Source organism: Streptomyces sp. NPDC003691, assembly GCF_053981115.1.
The window spans coordinates 21,554-45,440 of the sequence record NZ_JBSFNQ010000051.1 but is presented as its reverse complement, the minus strand read 5'-3'; the positions used below and the strand labels follow the sequence as shown (position 1 = coordinate 45,440).

Annotated in this window: 6 protein-coding genes; all 6 read left to right on the top strand. The window is 73.1% G+C overall.

The window, feature by feature from the left end; translation table 11 throughout:
- Positions 1 to 5: 5 nt before the first annotated feature.
- The 6 genes from ACWDR0_RS22920 to ACWDR0_RS22895 are packed head-to-tail and all read left to right on the top strand — an operon-like array spanning position 6 to position 23,808.
- Positions 6 to 1,193, top strand: a complete 1,188-nt coding sequence (locus ACWDR0_RS22920; protein ID WP_456353598.1) for an NAD(P)/FAD-dependent oxidoreductase — start codon at positions 6 to 8, stop codon at positions 1,191 to 1,193.
- A 45-nt stretch (positions 1,194 to 1,238) separates the two neighbouring features.
- Positions 1,239 to 9,023 (top strand): amino acid adenylation domain-containing protein, encoded by a 7,785-nt coding sequence (locus ACWDR0_RS22915; protein ID WP_456353597.1) that lies wholly within the window; start codon positions 1,239 to 1,241, stop codon positions 9,021 to 9,023.
- On the top strand, positions 9,020 to 16,849 hold the full coding sequence (locus tag ACWDR0_RS22910) for an amino acid adenylation domain-containing protein (RefSeq protein ID WP_456353596.1): 7,830 nt from the start codon (positions 9,020 to 9,022) through the stop codon (positions 16,847 to 16,849). Before ACWDR0_RS22915 ends, ACWDR0_RS22910 begins: the two co-directional genes overlap by 4 nt.
- The gene (locus ACWDR0_RS22905) at positions 16,846 to 21,831 is read left to right on the top strand and encodes an amino acid adenylation domain-containing protein (RefSeq protein ID WP_456353595.1); all 4,986 of its coding nucleotides are present in this window, start codon (positions 16,846 to 16,848) and stop codon (positions 21,829 to 21,831) included. Before ACWDR0_RS22910 ends, ACWDR0_RS22905 begins: the two co-directional genes overlap by 4 nt.
- A complete protein-coding gene (locus ACWDR0_RS22900) occupies positions 21,828 to 22,583 on the top strand; it encodes a thioesterase II family protein (protein WP_456353594.1) in 756 nt (251 codons plus the stop codon). The genes ACWDR0_RS22905 and ACWDR0_RS22900 overlap by 4 nt, the downstream gene beginning before the upstream one ends.
- Positions 22,576 to 23,808, top strand: a complete 1,233-nt coding sequence (locus tag ACWDR0_RS22895) for a cytochrome P450 family protein (protein ID WP_456353593.1) — start codon at positions 22,576 to 22,578, stop codon at positions 23,806 to 23,808. Before ACWDR0_RS22900 ends, ACWDR0_RS22895 begins: the two co-directional genes overlap by 8 nt.
- Positions 23,809 to 23,887 lie beyond the last annotated feature (79 nt).

Here is a 23,887-nt window from a genome sequence, read left to right as displayed (position 1 = left end):
GGGCCATGTACGACGTCGTTGTCATAGGTGCTCGTTGCGCGGGTTCGCCGACGGCCATGCTCCTCGCCCGGCAGGGGTATCGCGTCCTGCTGCTGGAGAAGGCGCGGTTCCCGCAGGACACGCTGTCCTCGCACTACATCCACCAACCCGGTGTCGCGCTCCTCGACCGCTGGGGGCTGCTCGGTGAACTCGTCGCCGCGGGCTGCACGCCGATCAACCACCAGAGCTTCGAGGCCCCCGGCGTCCGGCTGGACGGCTTCTCCCTGCCGGTCGACGGGCACCGGACCACCTACGCGCCGAGGCGGTATGTGCTGGACCCCGTCCTGGCGGCCGGCGCGGTGGCGTCCGGAGTGGAGTTCAGGGACTCCTGCACGGTCTCCGGCCTGCTCTTCGAGGACGGCCGGGTGACCGGGGTGCGGTACACGACGCCCGGCGGCACCGAGACGGCGGAACGGGCCCGGCTGGTCGTCGGCGCGGACGGCATGCGCTCACTGGTGGCCCGCCTGACGGGGGCACCGAAGGTCGTGGAACACCCCCGGCTGACCTGCACCTACTACAGCTACTGGGCAGGCGTCCCCGGCCACTTCGAGCTGTACGAGCGGCCCGGACGCTGGATCGGGGTCATCCCCACCAACGACGACCTCAAGCTGATCATGGCGTACTTCCCGCAGAGCGAGTTCGACGGGGTGCGCACCGCGGCCGGCCCGGCTCTGCTGGAAGCCGTCCGCACGACGACCCCCGAACTGTACGAGCGGATGGCGGCGGGCAGCCGGGTCGAGCAGCTGTACGGCACCGGACACCAGGAGAACTACTTCCGCAGGGCCTCCGGCCCCGGCTGGGTGCTCGTCGGCGACGCGGTGCACCACAAGGACTCCATCACCGCCCGCGGTATCACCGACGCCTTTATGCAGGCCGAGTCGCTGACCGGGCACATCGGCGACGGACTGCACGACGAAGCCGCGCTCGGGGCGGCCCTGAAGCGGTACGAGAACGAACTGACCGGCGTCTTCCTCAACTTCTACCAGGGCGCGCTGAACACGGCCGAACTGAAGCCCGAGGGGCAGACGGACATGCTGCGCAGTCTGGCCGGCCACCAGGAGCTGATCGACCGCTACTTCTCGACGCTGTCCGGCGCCTGCACCCTCGACGACTTCTACAACGACGAGCTGTTGGCAGTCCTCGACCGGAGCTGAGGCGCGGATCGCTCCCCGGTGGTTCCGCCGATTTGGAGACAGAGAATGATCCCCTTGTCGTTCGCGCAGCGCCGGCTCTGGTTCGTGGACCGGTTCGAAGGCCCGTCGCCCACCTACAACGCGGCGTTCGCCCTGCGGCTCACCGGTGAACTCGACGTCGGTGCCATGGAATCGGCGCTCCGCGACATCGTCGACCGGCACGAATGCCTCCGGACGGTGATCGTCGAGGACGGCGGGGGCGTCCCGCACCAGCGGGTGCTGCCGGCCGGCCGGAACCCGGCCCGGCTGCCGGTGGCCGACCTCGCCCCGGAGGAGCGGGCCGCGGCACTGGACCGGGCCGCCACCGACCCCTTCGACCTGGCCGCGGACATCCCCCTGCGCGCCGGACTGCTGCGCTGCGGCCCGCACGACCACACCCTGGTCCTGGTGGTGCACCACATCGCCATGGACGGCGAGTCCCTCGGCGTCCTGCTCCGCGATCTCGCCACCGCATACGCGGCCCGCGGGGCCGGCGAGGCCCCCGGATGGGAGCCGCTCCCGGTGCAGTACGCGGACTACACCCTGTGGCAGCAGGACGTCCTCGGCGACGAGGCGGACCCGGAGAGCCCGGCGGCCCGGCAACTGGCCTACTGGCAGGAGGCCCTGGCGGACCTGGCGCAGCCGCTGGCCCTGCCGGTGGACCGGCCGCGCCCCCGGACGGCGAGCCATCGCGGCGGACTGGTCGGCCTGTCGCTCGAACCCGGTCTGCTCCGGGCCGTGGAGAAGACGGCGGCGGACCACGACACCACCGTCTCGATGATCATGCACTCGGCGCTGGCGGTGCTGCTGCACCACCTCGGGAGCGGTGACGACATCCCCCTCGGGGCGCCCATCGCGGGGCGTACCGACGAGGCCCTGCGCGATCTCGTCGGCTTCTTCGCCAACACCTGGGTACTCCGCGTCGACCTCTCGGGGAACCCGCCCTTCCGCGAGCTGCTCCGGCGGGTCCGGGACCGGGCCCTGGCCGCGTACGACAACCAGGACATCCCCTTCGAACGGCTGGTGGAGCGGCTGAACCCGGACCGGTCCACCGCCTGCCACCCGTTCTTCCAGGTGATGCTCGCCTGGCAGGAGCCGCTGGGGAGTCCGGAACTGGCCGGCCTCGGCGTCGAGGCCGAGGAGCTGAAGACCGGCACGGCCAAGTTCGACCTGTTCTTCAATATGGTCCCGGACGGCTCCGGCGGCGCCGGTGGCTATGTCGAGTACGCCACGGACCTGTTCGACCGGGAGACGGCCGAGAACCTCGCGAGCCGGTTCGTCCGGGTGCTGGGCCGGCTGGTGGCCGATCCGGACCGCCGGATCGGCACCCTCGACGTACTCGGCACCGGCGAACGGGACCTGCTGCTCCACCGGTTCAACGACACCGCCGGGCCGGTGCCCGGGGAGACCGTCCCGGAGCTGTTCGAGAACCAGGCCGCCCGGACCCCGGACGCGCCGGCCGTCCGGTGCGACGGCCGGACCCTGACCTACCGGGAACTCGACGACCGGGCGAACACCGTCGCCCGGGAGCTGATCCGCCTCGGCGCCGGACCGGACGACCTCGTGGCGCTGGCGCTGCCCCGTACCGAGGAACTGGTGGCGGGCCTGATCGGCATTCTCAAGTCGGGGGCCGGATATCTGCCGGTGGACCCGCGGTACCTCGGCGGACGCGCGGAGCGCGTACTGTCCGGGGCCCGCCCGCGTTTCACGGTCACGGACTCCGCGACCCGGCGGGAACTGCCGGCGGGCGACACCACCGTCGTCGACCTCACCCGGCTCGGGGAACAGCCACCGGGCAGGGGGGCGCCGGGCGACCCGGACCGCAGGGCCCCGCTGCACCCGGAGAACCTGGCCTATGTGATGTACACCTCCGGCTCCACCGGCGAGCCCAAGGGAGCGGCGATCACCCATCGCGGTGTCGTCAACGGAGTACGCGAACTGGCGCGCCTGTTCGACACCCCGCCGGGCTGGCGGATGCTCGCCGGCACCTCGGTGAACTTCGACGTCTCGGTCTTCGAACTGCTGACCGCCCTCTCCACCGGCGGTACGGCCGAGGTGGTGCCGAACGCGCTGACCGTCGCCGAGCGGGGTTCCTGGGACGGCCAGGTGATCAGCGGGGTCCCCGCGGTCCTCGGGGAGCTGGCCGGCCACCGGCTGAAGGTCCCCGGCGTCCGTACCGTCGTCTTCGCGGGCGATGTCCTCCCGGCCGCGCTGGTCCGGCAGGTACGCGAGGCCCTGCCCGGCGTACGGGTGGTCAACGGCTACGGGCAGAGCGAGAGCTTCTACGCCACCGCCTTCGCCCTCGCGGCGGACGAGGAGTGGCCGGACGACGCGGCGGTCGCCCCGATCGGCACCCCGCTCGGCAATATGCGCGCCTATGTACTGGGCCCGGGACTCGCCCCGGTGCCGCAGGGCGTGGTCGGCGAGCTGTATGTGGCGGGGCTCTGCCTGGGCCGCGGCTACCACGGCCGGCCGGCCGCGACGGCGGAGCGCTATGTGGCGGACCCCTTCGGGCCCGCGGGGCGGCGGATGTACCGGACCGGAGATCTCGCCCGGTGGAACGCCCGGGGGCAGCTCGAATGCGTCGGCCGCGACGACGGCCAGGTGAAGGTGCGCGGCTTCCGTATCGAAACGGCCGAGGTCGAAGCCGTTCTCGCGGCACATCCGGGGATCAGCGAGGTGGTCGTCGCCGGCCGGGAGATCCCCTCCGGCGGGCGGCGGCTCGTGGCGTACGTCGTCCACACCGGCGAGGGAGCCGTCGGGGACGACGGGGCCGGCGGAATCGGCGATGTGGACGTGCAGTCCGGTGCCTCCGCCGCCGAACTGCGGAAGTTCGCCGCCGCCCGGCTGCCCGACTACATGGTTCCGTCGGCCTTCGTGGTCCTCGGCCGGCTGCCGCTCGGGCCGACCGGCAAACTGGACCGCCGGGCGCTGCCCGAACCCGAGTTCGGCGGCGGGGTCTACCGGGCGCCGCGCACCGAGACCGAAGCGATCATCACCTCGGCCTACGCCGATGTCCTCGGGGTGGACCGGATCGGCGCCGACGACGACTTCTTCGCGGTCGGCGGGGACAGTCTGCGGTCCATCCAGGTGGTGGCGCGGGCCCGGTCCCGGGGCTTGGCACTCACCACCCGGGAGATCTTCGAGAGCCGTACCGCGGCCCGGCTCGCCGAAGTGGTCGCCGCCCACCGCGAACAGACTCCCGTGCTCGCCGAGGACGAGGGGGGCGGGACCGGCCCGCTGCCGCTGCCCCCGGTGGCCCGGCAGATCTTCGGGAACGGCGGCGGAACCGGCCGCTTCGCCATGGCGCTGACCCTGGAACTGCCCCCGGGCATCGACGAGAGCGGGCTGACCGCGACCCTGGACGCCGTGCTCGACCGGCACGACCTGCTGCGCGCGCGGCTGGTCCACGGCGACGAACCCCACCTGGTGGTACGGGAGCCGGGCACGGTGAGAGCGCGGGACCTGATCCGCCGGATCCCCTGCCACGGCCGGTGGGACGAACCGCCCTTTCCCGGCGCGGCGGGGGCGGCGGCGGACGCGGCGGCCGGCCGGCTCGACCCGGCGGCCGGGACCATGGCGGACTTCGTCTGGTTCGCCCCCGAGGCGCCGCAGCCCGGCAGGCTCCTCGTCGTCCTGCACCACCTCGTCGTCGACGGAGTCTCCTGGCGCATCCTCATGGCGGACCTCGCCACGGCCTGGCAGCAGGCCAGGGCCGGCCGGACTCCCCGGCTCCCGGCGCCCGGAACGTCCGCCCGCCGCTGGGCGGCGGCCCTGCGCGCCGAGGCGCTCACCCCGGAGCGCGAAGCCGAGCTGCCCTACTGGCAGGACGTCGCGGCAACCCCGGACCCCCCACTGGGGACCCGGGCCCTCGACCCGGCCGTGGACGTGATGTCCACCGCCGACACCGTCCGGGTCCAGTTGCCCGCCGAGACCACCGAAGCCGTGCTGACCGCACTGCCCGCGGCCTTCCGCGGCACCGCCGGTGACGTACTGCTCGCCGCGCTCGCCCTGGCGGTGAACCGGTGGTCGGGAGCCGGCCGCCCGGTCCTGGTCCGGCTGGAGGGGCACGGACGCGAGGACGGCCTGATACCCGGGGCCGACCTGTCCCGTACCGTCGGATGGTTCACCTCCATGTACCCCGCCCGGCTGGATGTCCGGGGAGTGGACCCGACGGACGTGCTGGCCGGCGGCCCCGCCGCGGCGAAGGCCGTCAAACTGGTGAAGGAGCAGCTCCGCGCGATCCCCGACCAGGGCATCGGCTACGGACTGCTGCGCCATCTCAACCCGGGGACCGCGCCCGGCCTGGCCGGGTATCCGGCACCGCAGATCGGCTTCAACTACCTGGGCCGCCTGGCCGGTGCCGATGTGCCGGGGCAGCTGCGCGGCGACGGGTGGGGACCCGCCGCCTGGTCCGCCGAACCGGTCCCCGCCCCCGATCCGGACCTGCCCGCGCTCTCCCTGCTGGAGGTCAGCGCGGTCGCCGTGGACACCCCCGAAGGCCCCCGGCTGAAAGCGGCGTTCATGTTCCCCACCGGGGCACTGAGCCATGACCGGGTCACCGCACTGGCCGGACTCTGGGCCGAACTGCTGGACGGGATGGCCGTCCATGCCGCCCGCCCCGGGACCGGCGGCCTCACCCCCTCCGACGCGCCGCTGGTCCGGCCCCGGCAGGACGAGATCGAGGAGTGGGAACAGCGCTACGGCCCGCTGACCGAGATCTGGCCGCAGTCCCCCGGACAGTCGGGCATCCTCTTCGAGGCCGCCCTCGCGGACGGCGCCTTCGACGTCTACCACATGCAGTTCGTGCTCCACCTGTCCGGCCCGGTCGACCCGGCACGGATGAGGGCGGCGGGCCGGGCACTCCTCGACCGCCACCCCAATCTGCGCTCGGTCTTCCTCACCGGCGCGGCAGGCGATCCGGTGCAGGTCGTGCCGGAACGGGTGACCATGCCCTGGCGGCACCTCGACCTGACCGGCCACGACGAAGCCGGACAGCGCGCCGCCCTGGACGCCTGCCTCGCCGAGGACCGCGCCGAACAGCTCGATCCCACCCGGCCGCCGCTGATGCGCCTGGCCCTGCTCAGCTGCGGGGCCGGCCGGGCGAAACTCGTCATCACGGCGCACCACGCCCTCTTCGACGGCTGGTCCTCACCGACGGTGATCACGGATCTGGTCCGGCTCTACGCCGGTACGGACGAGCTGCCCCCGGTCCGGAACTACGGCTCCTATCTGGCCTGGCTGGCCGGCCGGGACCGGGCGGCCTCGGCCGACCGGTGGGCCGCCGAACTCGCCGGGCTCGACCGGCCGACCCTGGTGGCCCCGGACGCCCGGCCCGGGGAGACGGCGTCCGCCGTCGGACGGGTGGAGGTACCGCTCTCCGTCGACCGGGGACGTGAACTCGCCCGCCGCGCGGCGGAGCTGGGGGTCACCCTGAACACGCTTCTGCAGGGCGCCTGGGCGATCCTGCTGTCGAAGCTCACCGGACGGCAGGACGTGGTGTTCGGCGCGGCCGTCAACGGCCGCCCGGCGGAGCTGCCCGGCTCGGACGAAATGGTCGGCCTCTTCATCAACACCCTCCCCGTCCGGGTGCCCTGCCGGCCCGGCGAACCGGTCGCCGACACCGTCACCGCCCTGCAACGGCGGCAGACCGCCCTGCTCGACCACAACCACCACGGGCTGGCCGACATCCAGCGCGCCACCGGGCTGCCCGTCCTGTTCGACACCATCGTGGTGTTCCAGTCCTATCCCATCGACCGCGAAGGCCTGGTCGAGGCCAACACCTCCGCCGGGTTCACCATCGACGCCATCCGGCCGTTCGCCGGATCCCACTACCCGCTCACCCTCAACTCCTCCGACCCCTATCTGCGGCTCTCCCTCGACTACCAGAACCATGTCTACGACCGCGCGTCGGCGGAGCTGCTCGCCGGCCGGCTGGTCCGGGTGCTGGAGCAGATCGCCGCGGACCCCCGGCTGCCGGTGGGCGCGGTCGAGGTGCTGTCCCCCGCCGAACGGCAGTGGCTGCTGCGGGACCTGAACGACACCGCGCACCCGGTGGCCGCGGCCACCCTGCCCGCGGCGTTCGAGGCACAGGTACGGCGCGACCCGGACCGGGTCGCGGTGATCTCCGGGCAGCAGACGCTGCGGTACGGGGAGTTCAACCGGCGGGCCAACCGGCTGGCGCACTGGCTGCTGGAGCGGGGCGCGGGAGCCGAACGGATCGTCGCGGTGCGGATTCCCCGCTCCGTCGAGCTGATGGTCGCCGTCTACGCGGTGGTCAAGGCAGGCGCCGCCTATCTGCCCGTCGACACCGGACTGCCCGCCGAGCGGGTCCGGCAGCTGCTGGACGGGGCGCGGCCCCTGCTGACCCTGGACGAGGTCCTGCCGGACGTCTCCGGCTACCCGGACCACGACCCCGAACGCACCCTGTCGGAGGAGAACGCGGCCTATGTGATCTACACCTCCGGTTCCACCGGCGGACCCAAGGGGGTGCAGGTGGCACACCGGTCGGTCATGAACCGGATCGCCTGGGGCCTGGCCCACTTCGGCGTCACCGAACGGGACCGGGTGCTGCTGAGCACCTCGGCCGGTTTCGACGTATCGGTACCGGAGCTGTTCGCCCCCCTCCAGGTCGGCGCGGCCGTCGTCGTCGCCCGCGAGGACGGGCGGCGGGACCCGGCCTATCTCGCCGGGCTGATCCGGCGCGAAGGGGTGACCGGCGCGGACTTCGTCCCCTCACTGCTGGAGGCGTTCGTCGCCGAGCCCGGCGCGGCCGGGTGCACCACACTGCGCTGGATCGAGGTCGCGGGCGAGGCGTTCCCGGCCGCCCTGGCGGACCGGGCCGCGGCCCTCCTGCCGGACTGCGGTGTGTACAACCTCTACGGGCCCACCGAGGCGTCCGTCGAAGTCACCGGGTGGCGGCATGTGCCCGGGTCGGAGCGGGTGCCCATCGGCACCCCGATCTGGAACACCCGGGTCTATGTCCTCGACACCGCGCTGCGCCCGGTGGTACCCGGTGCCGTCGGCGAGCTGTACCTGGCCGGTGCCGGGCTCGCCCGGGGCTACCTCGGCCGCCCGGGGACGACCGCGGGCCGGTTCGTCGCCTGCCCCTACGGTCCGCCCGGCGGACGGATGTACCGCACCGGAGACCTGGTGCGGTGGGACCGGCACGGCCGGATCGAGTACCTGGGACGAGCCGACTTCCAGGTGAAGATCCGCGGCTTCCGGATCGAGCCCGCCGAGGTCGAGGCCGCGCTGACCGCGCACCCCGCGGTCGGCGGCGCGGTCGCCGTGGTGCGGCAGGACGGCACGGGTGACCCGAGGCTGGTCGGGTACGTCGTACCGGCCGGCCGGCCGGACCCCGCGGAGCTGGACACCGGCGCCGTGGCGGAACTGGCCCGGACGCTGCTGCCGGAGTACATGGTGCCGTCGGCGATCGTGCCGCTGGCCGCGTTCCCGACGACCGCCAGCGGAAAGCTCGACCGGGCCGCGCTCCCCGCACCCGGCCGCACCGGGACCGCGTCCGGCCGCGGACCGCGCAACCCGCGGGAGGAAGTTCTCTGCCGGCTCTTCGCGGAGCTGCTCGACGTCGACGAGGTCGGCATCGACGCCGACTTCTTCGGCAACGGCGGGCATTCGCTGCTGGCCACCCGGCTGGTCGGGCGCATCCGCAACGAACTCGGCGTCGACGTCAAGGTCACGACGGTGTTCGGCAATCCGACCGTCGCCCAGCTGGCGGTCCGCCTCCGGGAACCGGGCACGTCGAAGCGCCCGCAGCTGCGTCAGATGACCGTTGAGGAGAAGCGTCGATGATCCCGCTGTCCTTCGCCCAGACCCGGCTGTGGTTCCTCTACCGCCTGGAGGGCCCGTCCCCCACCTACAACATCCCCTTCGTGCTCCGCCTGGAGGGAGACCTGGACACCGGGGCCCTGACCGCGGCGGTACGGGACGTCACGGCCCGGCACGAGAGCCTGCGCACCCTGATCGCGGAGAACGCCGACGGGGTTCCGGAACAGCGGATCCTGCCGCCGGACGAGGCCGCCTGCCCGGTCCGGCTGGTCGAAGCGGCCCCCGACACGGTGGACGCCCTGACCCACGGGATCGCCTGCGAGGGCTTCGCCCTCGACACGGAACTCCCCTTCCGGACGGCCCTGCTGCGGATCGCCCCCCGGGAGCACACTCTGGTGTTCGTCTTCCACCACATCGCCGCGGACGGCGCGTCGATGGCGCCGTTCCTGCGGGACCTGGTGTCCGCCTACACGGCCCGCGGACAGGGGGAGGCACCGGACTGGGAGCCCCTGCCGGTCCAGTACAAGGACTACACCCTCTGGCAGCGGCAACTGCTCGGCGACGAAGAAGACCCGGAGAGCATCGCCGCGACCCAGCTGGCCTACTGGCGCGAGGAGCTGGCCGGGGCCCCGCAGCCGGTACAGCTGCCCCTGGACCGGCCCCGGCCGACCGCGGTCGGCCACCGGGGCGGCGACGTCTCCTTCGAGCTGGAACCCGAGCTGCTGTCCGGCCTGCAGAAGCTGGCCGTGGACCGCGGCGCCACCGCACCGATGGTCGCCCAGGCCGCGCTCGCGGTACTGATGCACCACCTCGGCGCCGGCCGGGACCTGACGATCGGCAGCCCGATCGAAGGCCGCGCCGACGAGCAGCTCGACGATCTCATCGGGTTCTTCGCCAATACCTGGGTGCTCCGGGTCGGACTGGAGGGGAACCCCTCGTTCGGCGAGCTGCTCGACCAGGTACGGAAGAAGGCCCTGGCCGCGTACGACAACCAGGACGTGCCGTTCGAGCGGCTGGTGGGACTGCTCAACCCGGAGCGCTCCACCTCGTACTCCCCGCTGTTCCAGACCATGCTGGCCTGGCAGTTCGTCTGGTCGGGCATCGAGATCCCCGGCCTGCGCGTCACCCCCGTGGCGACCGGCACCGCCACGGCGAAGTTCGACCTCTTCTTCAACATCATCCCGGACGCGGCGTCCGGACGCGCCTTCGGACGGCTGGAGTACGCCACCGAGCTGTTCGACCACGACACCGCCGCCGCCTTCGCGGACCGCTATGTACGGGTGCTCCGCCAGGTGGTCGCCGACCCCGGGGTACCGCTCGGCGGGGTCGACGTGCTCACCGGGGACGAACGGCACCGGCTGGCCGCACTGAACGACACCGCGGCCCCCGCCCCCCGGGAGACCCTGCCGGAGCTCGTCACCGCCCGGGCGCTGCGCACCCCGGACGCCGTCGCGGTGGTCGCCGGGACCACCGAGCTGACGTACCGGGAACTGGACACCCGGGCGGACCGGCTCGCCGCGATCCTGCGCGACCGCGGGATCGGGCCGGAGTCGGTGGTGGCCGTGGCCCTGCCGCGGTCGGCCGAGCTGATCGTCGCCCAGCTCGGCGTCCTCAAGTCGGGCGGCGCCTATCTGCCGCTCGACCCCGGACAACCCGCCGCGCGGACCGGCCTCCTGCTCGACGCCGCCGAACCGGCGCTCCTGCTGACCGACCGTGAAACGGCCGCGGCACTGCCGGACCGTCTGCCGCCGGTGCTCCGCCCCGGCGAACTCGGCCTCGGCTCCCCCCGGGCCGCCGCCGGTCCGCCGGTCCGGCCACCCCGGCCGGACAACCCCGCCTATGTGATGTACACCTCCGGCTCCACGGGCACGCCGAAGGGCGTCGTCATGACCCATGCCACCGTGGTGAACGGCGTATGGCACGCACGGCGGACGGCACAGCTCGAACCGGGGGCCCGGATGCTCGCCGCCACCTCGGTCGGCTTCGACGTCTCCGTATTCGAGATCTTCACCGCACTCACCGCCGGGGCGAGCGTCGAGATCGTGCGCGACGCGCTCGAACTCGGCGAACGCGACGGCTGGTCGGGGACCACCGTCTGCGCCGTGCCCGCGGTGTTCAGCGCGCTCATCGCCCCCGTGCTCAACGGGGAGCCGGACGCCCCCGGCCTCCGGCTGCGCACCGCGATCCTCGGCGGCGACCCGCTCACCGCCGATGTGGTCCGGCAGGTGCACCGGGCCCTCCCCGGCGTCCGTGTCGTCCACGCCTACGGACAGACCGAGAGCTTCTACGTCACCTCCTGCCCCGTCCCGCGGCAGTCGGCCGGATCCGGTGTCATCCCCATCGGCAGGCCGTTCCCCAATATGCGCACCTATGTCCTCGGACCCGAGCTGACCCCCGTCCCGGCCGGCGTGACCGGGGAGCTGTACGTGGCCGGCCGGCTCGCCCGCGGCTACCACCGGAGCGGCGGAGCCACCGCGGAACGCTTCGTCGCCTGCCCCTTCGGACCCCCGGGCGAGCGGATGTACCGCACCGGAGACCTGGCCCGGCTGGACCGGGACGGCCTGCTGAGGTACGAGGGCCGGTCCGACACCCAGGTCAAGGTGAACGGCATCCGTGTCGAGCCCACCGAAATCGAGATCGTCCTCGCCCGGCATCCCGCGGTCGGCCAGGCCGTGGTCACCGCCCGCAAGGACCGGGCGGGCATCACCCGCCTCGTCGGCTATGTGGCACCCCCCGAAGGCACTGCCACCGCCGCTGCCGCCGACGGCACGGGCGGCACGGGCGGCACGGGCGGCCGTCCCGCCGTCCCGGTCGCGGAGCTGCGGCGGTTCGTCGCCGAACGGATGCCGGACTACATGGTGCCCGCCGTGCTGATGGCGCTGGACCGGCTGCCGCGGACCACGACCGGGAAACTGGACCGGGCCGCACTGCCCGAACCGGAGTTCACCGACGCCGGCTACCGGGCACCGCGCACCGCGGCGGAACGGGTACTGGCCGAGGTGTACGCCGATGTCCTCGACCGGCGTCCGGTCGGCACGGACGACGACTTCTTCGCGGCCGGCGGGGACAGTATCCGGTCCATCCAGGTCGTGGCCCGGGCCAAGGCCCGCGGTGTCGTGGTCACCACCCGGGAGATCTTCGAACACCGGACCGTCGCCCGGCTCGCGGAGCTGGCCGGGGCCCGCGCGGACCGGCCGGCTCCGCTCCTCGCGGAGCTGCCCGGCGGCGGCACCGGATGGGCCCCGCTGCCCCCGACGGCGGCACACGTCCTGGCGGCGGGCGGCGGTATCGGCCGGTTCTGCATGTCGGCGATGCTCACCCTGCCCGGGGACATCGACCGGACCGGCCTGATCGCCACCCTGCAGACGGTGCTGGACCGCCACGACGTGCTGCGCGCCCGCCTCGACCGGGCCGGGCCGGGCCTCCGCACCGAGCCGCCGGGCTCCGTCGCCGCCGGCCCCCTGCTGCACGAAGTCCCCTACACGGCCGAGGCGGTACAACCGGAACTGGACGCCGCCGCCGGGCGGCTGGACCCGGACGCGGGCGTGCTGGCGCAGTTCGTCCGGTTCACCTCCGGCACCGGCCCCGGGCGGCTGCTGATCGTGCTCCACCATCTCGCCGTCGACGGTGTGTCATGGCGCATCCTGGTCCCGGATCTGATCGCCGCCTGGCGGCGGGTCCGCGACGGCGCGCCCCCGGCGGCCCCCGCCGCGGCGGGGACCGGCACCTCCCTGCGGCGGTGGATGCACGCCCTGGCCGAGGAGGCGGCCGCCCCGGAGCGGGTGGCGGAGCTGGCCGTCTGGGAGTCCGTCCTGGCCGGGGAGGAACCGGCCCTCGGGACCCGCCGCACCGACCCGGCGGTGGATGTCGCCGCCACCGTCGACACGGTGCGGGTCGTGGTGCCCCCCGAGGTCACCAAGGTACTTCTGGACACGGTGCCCGCGGTCTTCCGGGGAAGTGCCGACGACGGACTCCTGGCCGGGCTGGCGCTGGCACTGGCCCACCGGCGCCGGGCCCGGGGAGTGCCCGGGACCGCGACCCTCGTCCGGCTGGAAGGACACGGCCGGCACGAGCACCTGGTGCCCGGCGCGGACCTCTCCGGCACGGTCGGCTGGTTCACCTCGATGTTCCCGGTACGCCTCGACCTCGCCGGTCTCGACCTGGCGGACGCCTTCGCCGGCGGCCCGTCCGCCGGAAAGGCGGTCAAGACCGTCAAGGAGCAACTCCGGTCGGTACCGGACCACGGTATGGGCTACGGCCTCCTGCGCCGTCTCAACCCCGGCACCGCGGCCGTACTGGCCGCCCGTCCGGAACCCCAGATCGGCTTCAACTACCTCGGCAGATCCTCCGGCGCGGACATCCCGGCGGACCTGCGCGGCCTGGGCTGGGCCCCCGACCCCACCCACCCCGATCCGATCGCCGCGCCCGACCCGGACCTCCCCGCGCCCTCGGCACTGGAGATCAGCGCCGTGGCCACGGCCGGACCCGGCGGCGACGAACTGACCGCCTACTTCGCCTTCCCCACCGGAGTGCTCACCCGGGACGAGGTCACCGAGCTGGCCGATGTGTGGGTCCGGGCGCTGACCGCCCTGGCGGAGCACGCCGCCGCCCCCGGCGCCGGGGGACTGACCCCGGCCGACGCCCCCCTGGTCGCCACGGACCAGGAGGAGATCGACGGCTGGGAGGCCCGGTTCGGCAGGCTCGCCGAGATATGGCCCGTCACCCCGGCCCAGTCCGGGATCCTCTTCCACACGATGCTCGCCGGCGGGTCGTCGTACGACCCGTACCACGTCCAACTGGCCTTCCAGCTCTCCCGTGACGTCGATCCGGAGCGGATGCGCCGCGCCGGACAGGCGCTGCTCGACCGCTACCCCAGCCTGCGCGCCGCCTTCGCCGGCCGGGCGGACGGGGATGTGGTGCAGGTGATCCCGGCAGCGGTCACCCTGCCCTGGCAGTACCTCGACCTGACCGCGGCCGGGGAACCGGAGCGGACCGCGGCGTACGAACGGTTCCTCGCCCGGGACCGGGCCGCCCACTTCGAAGCGGACGCCCCGCCGCTCTTCCGGATGGCCCTCGTGGTGCCCGAACCCGGCCGCCCCGAGCTGGTGATGACCGCCCATCACACCCTGTTCGACGGCTGGTCCACGCCCATGCTGATGAGGGACCTGCTGCTGCTCTACGCCTCCGGCGGAGACCCGGCGGAACTGCCCGCCACCCGCTCCTACGGGGAGTTCCTCCACTGGCTCGCCGAACGGGACCACGAGGCCTCCGCACAGGTGTGGGCGGACGAACTCGACGGCATCGGGACACCGACCCTGCTGGCCCCCGGCTCCGAGGGCACCGACGCCGCAAGCCGCGACCAGGTGGACCTCGCCCTCACCCCCGGTGAGGCCGAAGGACTCCGGCGCCGCGCCGCCGGTCTCGGCATCACCTTCAACACCCTGGTCCAGGGCGCCTGGGCACTGCTGCTCGGCCGCCTCACCGGCCGCCACGACGTGGTGTTCGGCGCCACCGTCTCCGGGCGGCCGCCCGCGGTGGCGGATGTCGAGTCGATGGTCGGGATGTTCATCAACACCGTCCCCGTACGGGTGACCTGCGCCCCCGGCGACACCGTCGCCGACGTCCTCACCCGGCTCCAGAACAGGCAGGCAGCCCTCGCCGAGCACTACCACCACGGGCTCGCCGACATCCAGCGGGCCACCGGACTGCAACCCCTCTTCGACACCCTGGTGGTCTTCGAGTCGTACCCCGTCGACCGCGACGGCCTCCGCGCCGCCGGTGAGGCCGCGGACGGCATCACCTTCACCGGCTTCCGCCCGACCGCGGGCAACCACTACCCCCTCTGCCTGGCGGCGGCCGCCGACCCGCACCCGGAATTCGTCCTCCAGTACACCCCGGAGATCTTCGACCGCACCGCGGCCGAGGCCGTCGGCGCCCGCCTCCTGCGGGTCCTGCGGCAACTCGCCGCCGACCCGGAACTGACGGTGGCCCGCCTCGACGTCCTCGAACCCGGCGAACGGGGAGAACTGCTGGCGCGGTCCGGCGACCCGGCCGTCCCCACCGCGGACACCACCATCACCGCCCGCGTCGCCGCGCAGACCGCGCGGACCCCCGGCGCGCCCGCCGTCATCGCCGGGGACACCACCCTCAGCTACGCCGAACTGGACGCCCGCGCGGAACGGCTCGCGGCCGAACTGATCCGGTACGGCACCGGCCCGGAGTCCGTGGTCGCCACCGTACTGCCGCGGACCGCCGCCTCGGCCGTGGCCCTGCTGGCCGTCCTCAAGGCCGGCGGCGCCTATCTGCCCGTCGACCCCGCATTCGCCCGGACCCGCCTCCCGCACATCCTCCCCGGCGCGCGCCCCGGCCTGATCCTGGCCGACGCCGGCACCCTCGACCTGATACCCGGCACCGGCATCCCCGTCCTGGTGCTCGACGCGTCCGGAGCACCCGCCCCGGCCGCCCCGCCGCGGCGGCCCCCGGCGGCGGCCGCGGCCCGGCCCGCGGTCCGACCCGGCCACCTCGCGTACGTCGTCTACACATCGGGCTCCACCGGCGTCCCCAAAGGAGTGGGCGTCACCCACACCACGGTGGTCAACGCCGTGGACGCCCTCGTCGGATACGCCGGGGCGGAATCCGGCCGCCGGGTGCTGCTCGCCGCCTCGTTCGGCTTCGACGTCGCCACCTTCGAGCTGTTCGCCGCACTCACCACCGGCGGCAGCGCCGAGATCGTCCGCGATGTGCTGGAGCTGACCGAACGCGACCGCTGGGACATCGACGTGATCTGCTCGGTGCCGTCGGCCCTCGCCGAACTGGTGGACCAGCTCGGCGACCGGGTCCGGCCCACCGCACTCAACATCTCCGGCGAAGTACTGACCCCGGCCCTGGCGGAACGGGTGCGCACCCGCTGGCCCGCGGCCCGGGTGATCAACAGCTACGGCCCCAGCGAGACGTTCTACGCCACCGCCCATCTGCTGCACCCCCACCGGCCGTACACCTCCGGTGTGCCCATCGGCCGGCCGTTCCCCGGAGTCCACGCCTACATCCTCGGTCCGGACCTGACCCTGCTGCCCGCGGGCACGCCCGGCGAGTTGTATCTGGCCGGGGCGGGCCGCGGCTACCAGGGCCGGGCGGCCCTGACCGCGGAGCGTTTCGTCCCCGACCCCTACGGACCGGCCGGCTCCCGGATGTACCGCACCGGCGATCTGGCGAGCCTCGCCCCCGACGGCGAACTGCACCATCTGGGACGTATCGACACCCAGGTGAAGATTCGTGGCTACCGGGTCGAACCCGGTGAGGTCGAAGCCGCCCTGACGGCCCACCCCGGGATCGCCCGGGCCGCCGTCGTGACCCGGCAGGCCGGCGAGACCCCCTATCTGGCCGCCTATGTCGTTCCCCTGCCCGGCGCCACCGCCCCGGACCAGGACGTGCTGCGCGCCCATCTGGCGGAGCTGCTGCCCGACTACATGATCCCCGCCGTCTGCGTACCGCTCGGCCGGCTGCCGCTGTCGCCCAACGGCAAGCTCGACCGGAAGGCCCTGCCGGTACCCGACCTCACCCCCGCCACCCCCTTCCGGGCGCCCCGGACCGCCCGCGAGGAGGCGCTGGCCCGGCTGTTCGCCGAGGTCCTGGGCATCGGCCGGGTCGGCGTCGACGACGGGTTCTTCGCCCTCGGCGGGCACTCCCTGCTCGCCACCCGGCTGATCACCCGCGCCCGCGCCGAACTGGGCATCGAGATACCCATCCGCAAGGTCTTCGACCTGCCGACACCGGCCGCGCTCGCCGCCTGGTCGGAGGAGTCCGCCGTCCCGCTCCGCCCCAGTCTGCGCAAGATGCTCGTAGAGGAGTGAATCCAGTGATTCCGCTGTCTTACGCACAACGCCGTATGTGGGTTACGTACCAGCTGGAGGGCGGAGCGGAGACCTACAACATCTCCCCGACGTTCCGGCTGACGGGGCCGCTGGACGGGACGGCCCTCGTCGCCGCGATCCGCGATGTGGTCGACCGCCACGAGATCCTGCGCACGGTCTACCTCACCGACGACGAGGACGAGCCCCGTCAGCGGATCCTGCCGACGGCCGAGGTGCCGCTGGAAGTGCCGGTGGCCGAGGTGACGGCCGACGAGCTGACCGCCGCCGTCGACGGCGTCATCGCGCACCACTTCGACCTGGCGGCCGAGATCCCGCTGCGGGCCACGCTGTTCCGGCTCGGACCGCAGGAACACCTGCTGGTCCTGCTGATCCACCACATCGCGTCGGACGGGGTCTCGGGCGGGGTGCTGGCGCGCGACCTCACCACCGCCTACACCGCGCGCCTGGCGGGCCGGCGCCCCGACTACCGCCCGCTGCCCGTGCAGTACAAGGACTACACGCTCTGGCAGCGCGAACTGCTCGGCGACCCGTCGGACCCGGAGAGCCTGGCCGCGGCCCAGGCCGCGTACTGGCGTACGGAACTGGCCGGGGTCCCGCAGCCCCTGAACCTGCCGCTGGACCGCCCCCGGCCCCCCGAGCGGAGCCTGGACGGCGGCACCGTCGCCTTCACGGCCGGCCCGGAGACCGCGGCCGCGCTCCAGCGGCTGGCCGACGCCCAGGGCATGACCATGTCGATGGTGCTCCAGGCCGCGATCGCGGTACTGCTGCACAAACTCGGCGCCGGGGACGATGTGACCATCGGCAACCCGATCGCCGGGCGGACCGACGAGGCGCTGGCCGATCTGGTCGGGGTCTTCGTCAACACCCAGGTCCTGCGGGTCGACCTGTCCGGCGACCCGGCGTTCACCGGCCTGCTCGCCCGGGTCCGGGACAAGGCCCTGGCGGCCTACGAGCACCAGGACATCCCGTTCGAGATGCTGGTCGAGCTGATCAACCCGGAGCGGTCCGCGGCCTACCAGCCGCTCTTCCAGACGGCGTTCGCCTGGCAGAACTTCGCAAAACAGGACTTCGTGCTGCCGGGCCTGAGCGTCGAGTTCGAACAGCATCTGGTCTCGGCCGCCATGTTCGACCTGTTCTTCAGCATGACCACGGACGAGTCCGGGGCACTGGTCGGCGACATCATGTACGCAACCCAGCTCTTCGACCGGGACACGGTCGAGGCCGTCGCCGCCCGGTTCGCACGCGTCCTGGAACAGCTCGCCGCCGCCCCGCAGTCACCCCTCAGCACGGTCGAGGCCCTGTCGGCGGAGGAACGGCAGTGGGTCGTGGAAGGGCTGAACGACACGGCACGGCCGGTGCCCGGGGGAACCCTGCCGGACGCCTTCGAGGCCCAGGTGGCGCGCGATCCGTCCCGTACCGCCGTGATCGGCGAACACGAGACCCTCACCTACGGCGAGTTCAACCGGCGCGCCAACCGGCTGGCGCACTGGCTGCTGGAGCGGGGCGCGGGCCCCGAGCGGATCGTCGCTGTCCGCGTACCCCGGTCCGTGGACCTGATGGTCGCCGTCTACGCGGTGGTCAAAGCCGGTGCCGCCTACCTCCCGCTGGACACCGAACTGCCGGGGGAGCGGGTCCGGCAGTTCCTCGACAGCGCCCGGCCGCTGCTGGTGCTGGAGGAGGACCTGCCCGAGGTGTCCGGCTACCCGGACACCGATCCGGCCCGGGACCTGACACCCGACAACGCCGCCTATGTGATGTACACCTCGGGTTCCACCGGCGGTCCGAAGGGCGTCCAGGTCGCACACCGGTCGATCATGAACCGGATCGCCTGGGGCCTGGCGCACTTCGACGTCACCGGCGAGGACCGGATCCTGCTGAGCACCTCGGCGAGCTTCGACGCATCCGTCCCGGAGCTGTTCGCCCCGCTCCAGCGCGGCGCCGTGGTGGTCGTCGCCCGGCCGGACGGCCGCAAGGATCCCGCGTATCTGGCCGAACTCATCCAGCGGGAACAGGTGACCTGCGCGGACTTCGTCCCCTCGCTGCTGGAGGCCTTCGTCGCCGAACCCGCGGCCGCGGGCTGCACCAGTCTGCGGTGGATCGAGGTCGCGGCCGAACCGTTCCCGGCCGCACTGGCGAACCGGTTCACCGAACTGCTGCCCGGCTGCTCCGCGAACAACCTCTACGGCCCCACCGAAGCGACCGTCGAGGTCACCGGCTGGCAGCATGTGCCGGGCGCGGACCGGGTCCCGATCGGCAGGCCGATCTGGAACACCCAGGTGTACGTGCTGGACGCGGCACTGCGCCCGGTCGCACCCGGGGTCACCGGCGAGCTCTATCTGGCCGGCGTCTGTCTGGCGCGCGGATACTTCGGGCAGACCGCCCTCACCGCCGACCGGTTCGTGGCCTGCCCGTTCGGCACCCCGGGCGGCCGGATGTACCGCACCGGGGACGTGGTGCGGTGGAGCAAGGACGGCCAGGTCGAGTTCATCGGACGCACCGACTTCCAGGTGAAGATCCGCGGGCTCCGGATCGAGCTCGGCGAGATCGAGCAGGAGCTGACCGCACATCCCGCCGTGGCACAGGCGGTCGTCGTGGTCCGGGAGAACCAGAAGGGCGACCAGCGCCTGGTGGCCTACGCGGTCCCCGACCCGGACGCCGCGGAGGCCGACCCCGCAGTCCAGGTGGAGGAGTGGCGCCAGGTCCACGACGACACCTACACCGCGTCCGCCGGTGAGCCCTGGGGCGAGGACTTCCATCTGTGGAGCTCGGCGTACGACGGCGAGCCGATCCCCCGCGAGGAGATGCGGGAGTGGCGGGACGCCGCGGTCGCCGGCATCCTCCGCTTCGCGCCCCGCCGGGTGCTGGAGATCGGCGCCGGTGCCGGTCTGCTGCTGTCCCGGATCGCGGACGAGGTCGAGGAGTACTGGGGCACCGACATCTCGGCGACCGTGCTGGACCGCGTCCGCGCGCAGGCCGAGGAGGCCGGCCACGGCGGGCGCGTCCGGCTGCTGGTCCGGGCGGCGGACGATGTCTCGGGGCTGCCCGAGGGCGGATTCGACACCGTCGTACTCAACGCGGTCGTCCAGTACTTCCCGAGCGCCGCGTACCTCGACGACGTGCTGAGCAAGGCCATGCGGCTCCTCGCCCCGGGCGGCCGCGTGATCGTCGGGGACGTACGCAACGCGACGACCCTCCGGCTGCTGCTGACCGCCGTACAGCGCGAGGCCCGGCCGCACGCCGCGCCCGAGGAGCTCCGGGCCATGGTCGACCAGGCGGTGCTCGGCGAACGGGAACTGCTGGTCGCCCCGGAATGGTTCGCCGAATGGGCCGCCCGGCACTCCGCCGGATGCGATATCCGGCTGAAGGCGGGCACCGCGCGGAACGAACTGACCCGGCACCGCTACGAGGTCGTCCTCCACAAGGACCCGGCCGGGCTGCCGGACCTGACCGGAACCCCGGCGGTGGCCTGGGGACGGGACGTCCGGGACCTGACCGCGCTGGGCGCATACACGGAGCGGACCGCCGGAGCGGTACGGGTGACCGGGATACCCAACGCCCGGCTGGCCGCCGAGGCCGCCGCGGCGACCGGGGCGGGCGTGCTGAACGGACCGGCGCCGTCCGGCGAGCCCCTCGATCCGGCGGAGCTGGCCGCGTGGGCCCGGCGGCAGGGCCGGGAGGCGGTGCTCACCTGGTCGGGCGAGACCGTCCAGGGCTTCGACGCGGTGCTGCTGAACGGCGGCCCGGACACCCCGCCGTCGGTCCTCGGCGGATTCCTCCCCGGTGACGCGGCCGGACGGGCCCGCACCAACGCGCCCGCCCTCGCCAAGTCGATCGGCCCGCTGACGCTCGAACTGCCCCGCTACCTCCGGGAGCGGCTGCCCGACTACATGGTCCCGGCCGCGGTGGTGCCGCTTCCCGCGCTCCCGCTGACCACGGCCGGCAAACTGGACCGCCGGGCACTTCCGCCGGAGTCCACGACCACCACCAGCACCGGGGCACCCCGCAACTCCCACGAGGAGAAGCTCTGCGCCCTCTTCAGCGAGCTGCTGGGCGTCGAGACCGTCGGCATCGACGACGACTTCTTCGTCCTCGGCGGCCATTCGCTGCTCGCCACCCGGCTCAGCGCCCGGATCCGCAAGCAGTTCGGCGTCGACATGCCCGTACGGACCATCGTCCGGTACCCCACGGTCGCCGAGCTGGGGTCCCTGGTGCTGATGGGCGGCATCCCCGACGACCACCTGGACTCGTTCGCCGTCGTCCTGCCGCTGCACAGGGACCCGGGTACCGGTAAACCGCCGGTCTGGTTCTTCCACGGCGGCGGCGGCCTCGGCTGGGCCTTCTTCACCTTCGCGCCCTATGTTCCGGACCGGCCGGCCTACGCCCTCCAGTCCCGCGGCTCCGGCGGCCGGGACGCGGTGGCGGGCTCCGTACCGGAGATGGTCGAGGACTATCTCGCCCGGATCCTGGAGATCCAGCCGGAGGGGCCCTACCACCTGGTGGGCTGGTCCTACGGCGGACCGCTCGCGCACGCCGTCGCCGACGCGCTGGACCGGCGCGGACACGACGTCGGCCTGCTGGCCGTCCTCGACTCCAAGTCGGCCAGTGGATTCCGCGACCTGTCCGGCACGGTGCCCGCGGTCTACCGGAAGGAGGTCGAGGACGTCTTCGGCCAGTTCATGAACACCGCCAACATGGACCGCTTCCTGGAGACCATGTCCGAGGTGGGCGCCAACAACCTGGCGAAAATGGAGGAGTTCGACTCGCCCGTCTACCGCGGCGACATGCTCTACTTCAACGCCCGGCTGGACAAGGACGACCAGGGCTCGTGGGCCCCCCACTGGCGGCCGCACGTCCTCGGCGCGATCGAGGAGTACGACGTCGACGCCACCCACCACGATCTGCACATGCCCAAACCCGCGGGCCAGATCATGAAGGTGATCGCCCGCAGGCTGGCGCGGTGAACGGCCCGGCCGGCGGGGAGCCCACCGCCCTGGTGTGCGTTCCCTTCGCGGGAGCGGGCCCCTCCTTCTTCCACCCGTGGCGGGCCCTCGCCGCCGGCCGGTGGCGTCTGGTCACCGTCGAGCTGCCCGGCCGCGAGCGGCGGATCCTGGAGCCCCCGTACCGCAACGCCGTCGAGGCGGCCGCGAAGTCGGCCGACGCCGTCGCCGCCGAGCTGGGCGAGGGGACCCGGACGGTGCTGTTCGGGCACAGTCTGGGCGCGGTCCTCGCCTATGAGCTGGTGCATCTGCTGACCGGCCGCGGGATACCCGTGGAACGGCTGGTGGTGAGCGGGTCGCCGGGCCCCTGGACCCAGCGGGAGCGAAGGGCGACGGGACTGCCCGACGAGGAGTTCCTCGCCAGGGTGGAGGAGTTCGCCGGATTCCGGCACGAGGCCCTGGACCACCCGGAGATGCGGGAACTCATCCTCCCGGTGCTCCAGGCCGACTGCGAGATGCACGAGAACTACGTTCCGAGCACCGGCGAACCGGTGTCGGTACCGATCTGCTCGGTCAGAGGCGGCTCCGACGGACTGGTCAGCGCGGAACGCGCACAGGAGTGGCGGACCGCCACCCGGGGGGAGTTCCGCTACGCCGAACTCCCCGGCGACCACATGTATCTGGTCGACCGCGGCCGGGAGGTGCTGGACCTGATCGAGGCCGAGTCCGTCTGCGGCGCCGGATACGCACGTCAAGGAGACGACCACCATGGATGAGCCGATCACAAGCCTGCTGAACCCGGAATTCGAGGACGATCCCGTCGGGGCCTTCGCCCGGCTGAGGGAGACGGCACCCCTGGTGCGCATCGGCTTTCCCGGCGGCCCCCGGGTCTGGCTGATCACCCGGAGCGAGGAGTTCAAGGAGGCGTGGAGCGATCCGCGCCTGGTGACGAACGCCGCCAATGTCCCGGGGCACGACGGTCCCAGCATCGCCGACCAGGCCCTCACGGCGCTCGATGTGCCGGAGGAGCTGCTGCGCTACTTCACGTCCAATCTGATGCTCCAGGACGGCGGGGACCACTCCCGGCTCCGGCGCCTGGTGGCACCCGCCTTCACGGTCCGGCGGATCAAAGCGCTGCGCCCGGGCATCGAGGAGATCTCCGCCCGGCTGCTCGCCGGCCTTGCCGCGAAGGGGTCCGGCGACCTCCTCCAGGAGTACGCCACACCACTCACCGGGGCGGTCATCTGCGAACTGGTCGGCATCGACGAGGCCGACCAGCCGCAGGTCCGCCAGTGGATGGACGAATACGCCAATATCGATGCCGACTTCGCCACCAGCGCCGCGGGCCTGTTCGCCTACACCAAGAAGCTGATCGCACGGCGCCGGGCCGAGCCGGCCGACGACATGATCTCCACCCTGGTCCACACCGTCGACGAGGACGGCGACCGGCTGAGCGAGGACGAAATCATCTCGATGGTGGGCGTTCTGGTGAACGGCGGGTACCACTCGACGGCCCATTTCATCCCGAACGCGGTCCTGACGCTCCTGGAGAACCCGGCCCAGCTGGAACTGCTGCGGGCCAGGCCGGACGCGCTGCCGCACGCCCTCGACGAGCTGATGCGGATCGCGAACCCCATTCCGAGCGCGGGACCGCGGTACGCGGTCGAGGACATGGAGCTGGCCGGTGTGCGGATCCGCAGGGGTGACGCCGTGACGGGTTCGCTGCAGGCGGTCAACTACGACCCCCGGGTCTTCTCCGAGCCCGAGCGGTGCAATGTGGAAAGGGTGCTCAAACGCGGGGGAGGGCATCTCGCCTTCGGCGCGGGCCCGCACCGCTGCATCGGTGCCTCGCTCGCCGAACTGGAGGGCGAGGTCGCCGTGGACCATCTGTTCCTCCGGAACCGGACGCTCGAACTCGCGGTCCGGCGGGAGGATCTGAAGTACCGCGAGATCATTCCCGGTGGCGCGCGGCTGTACTCGTCGTTCCCCGTACGGCTGTGAGGATCCGCCCCGATTTCCGCGACGCGGGGTGACGCGGGTGCCCCCGGACGCGTCGCGTCCGGGGGCACCCGCGGGACCT

Coding starts and splice junctions, on each gene's coding strand:
- ACWDR0_RS22920 (WP_456353598.1), top strand. CDS start 6: ATGTACGACGTCGTTGTCATAGGTGCTCGTTGCGCGGGTTCGCCGACG.
- ACWDR0_RS22915 (WP_456353597.1), top strand. CDS start 1,239: ATGATCCCCTTGTCGTTCGCGCAGCGCCGGCTCTGGTTCGTGGACCGG.
- ACWDR0_RS22910 (WP_456353596.1), top strand. CDS start 9,020: ATGATCCCGCTGTCCTTCGCCCAGACCCGGCTGTGGTTCCTCTACCGC.
- ACWDR0_RS22895 (WP_456353593.1), top strand. CDS start 22,576: ATGGATGAGCCGATCACAAGCCTGCTGAACCCGGAATTCGAGGACGAT.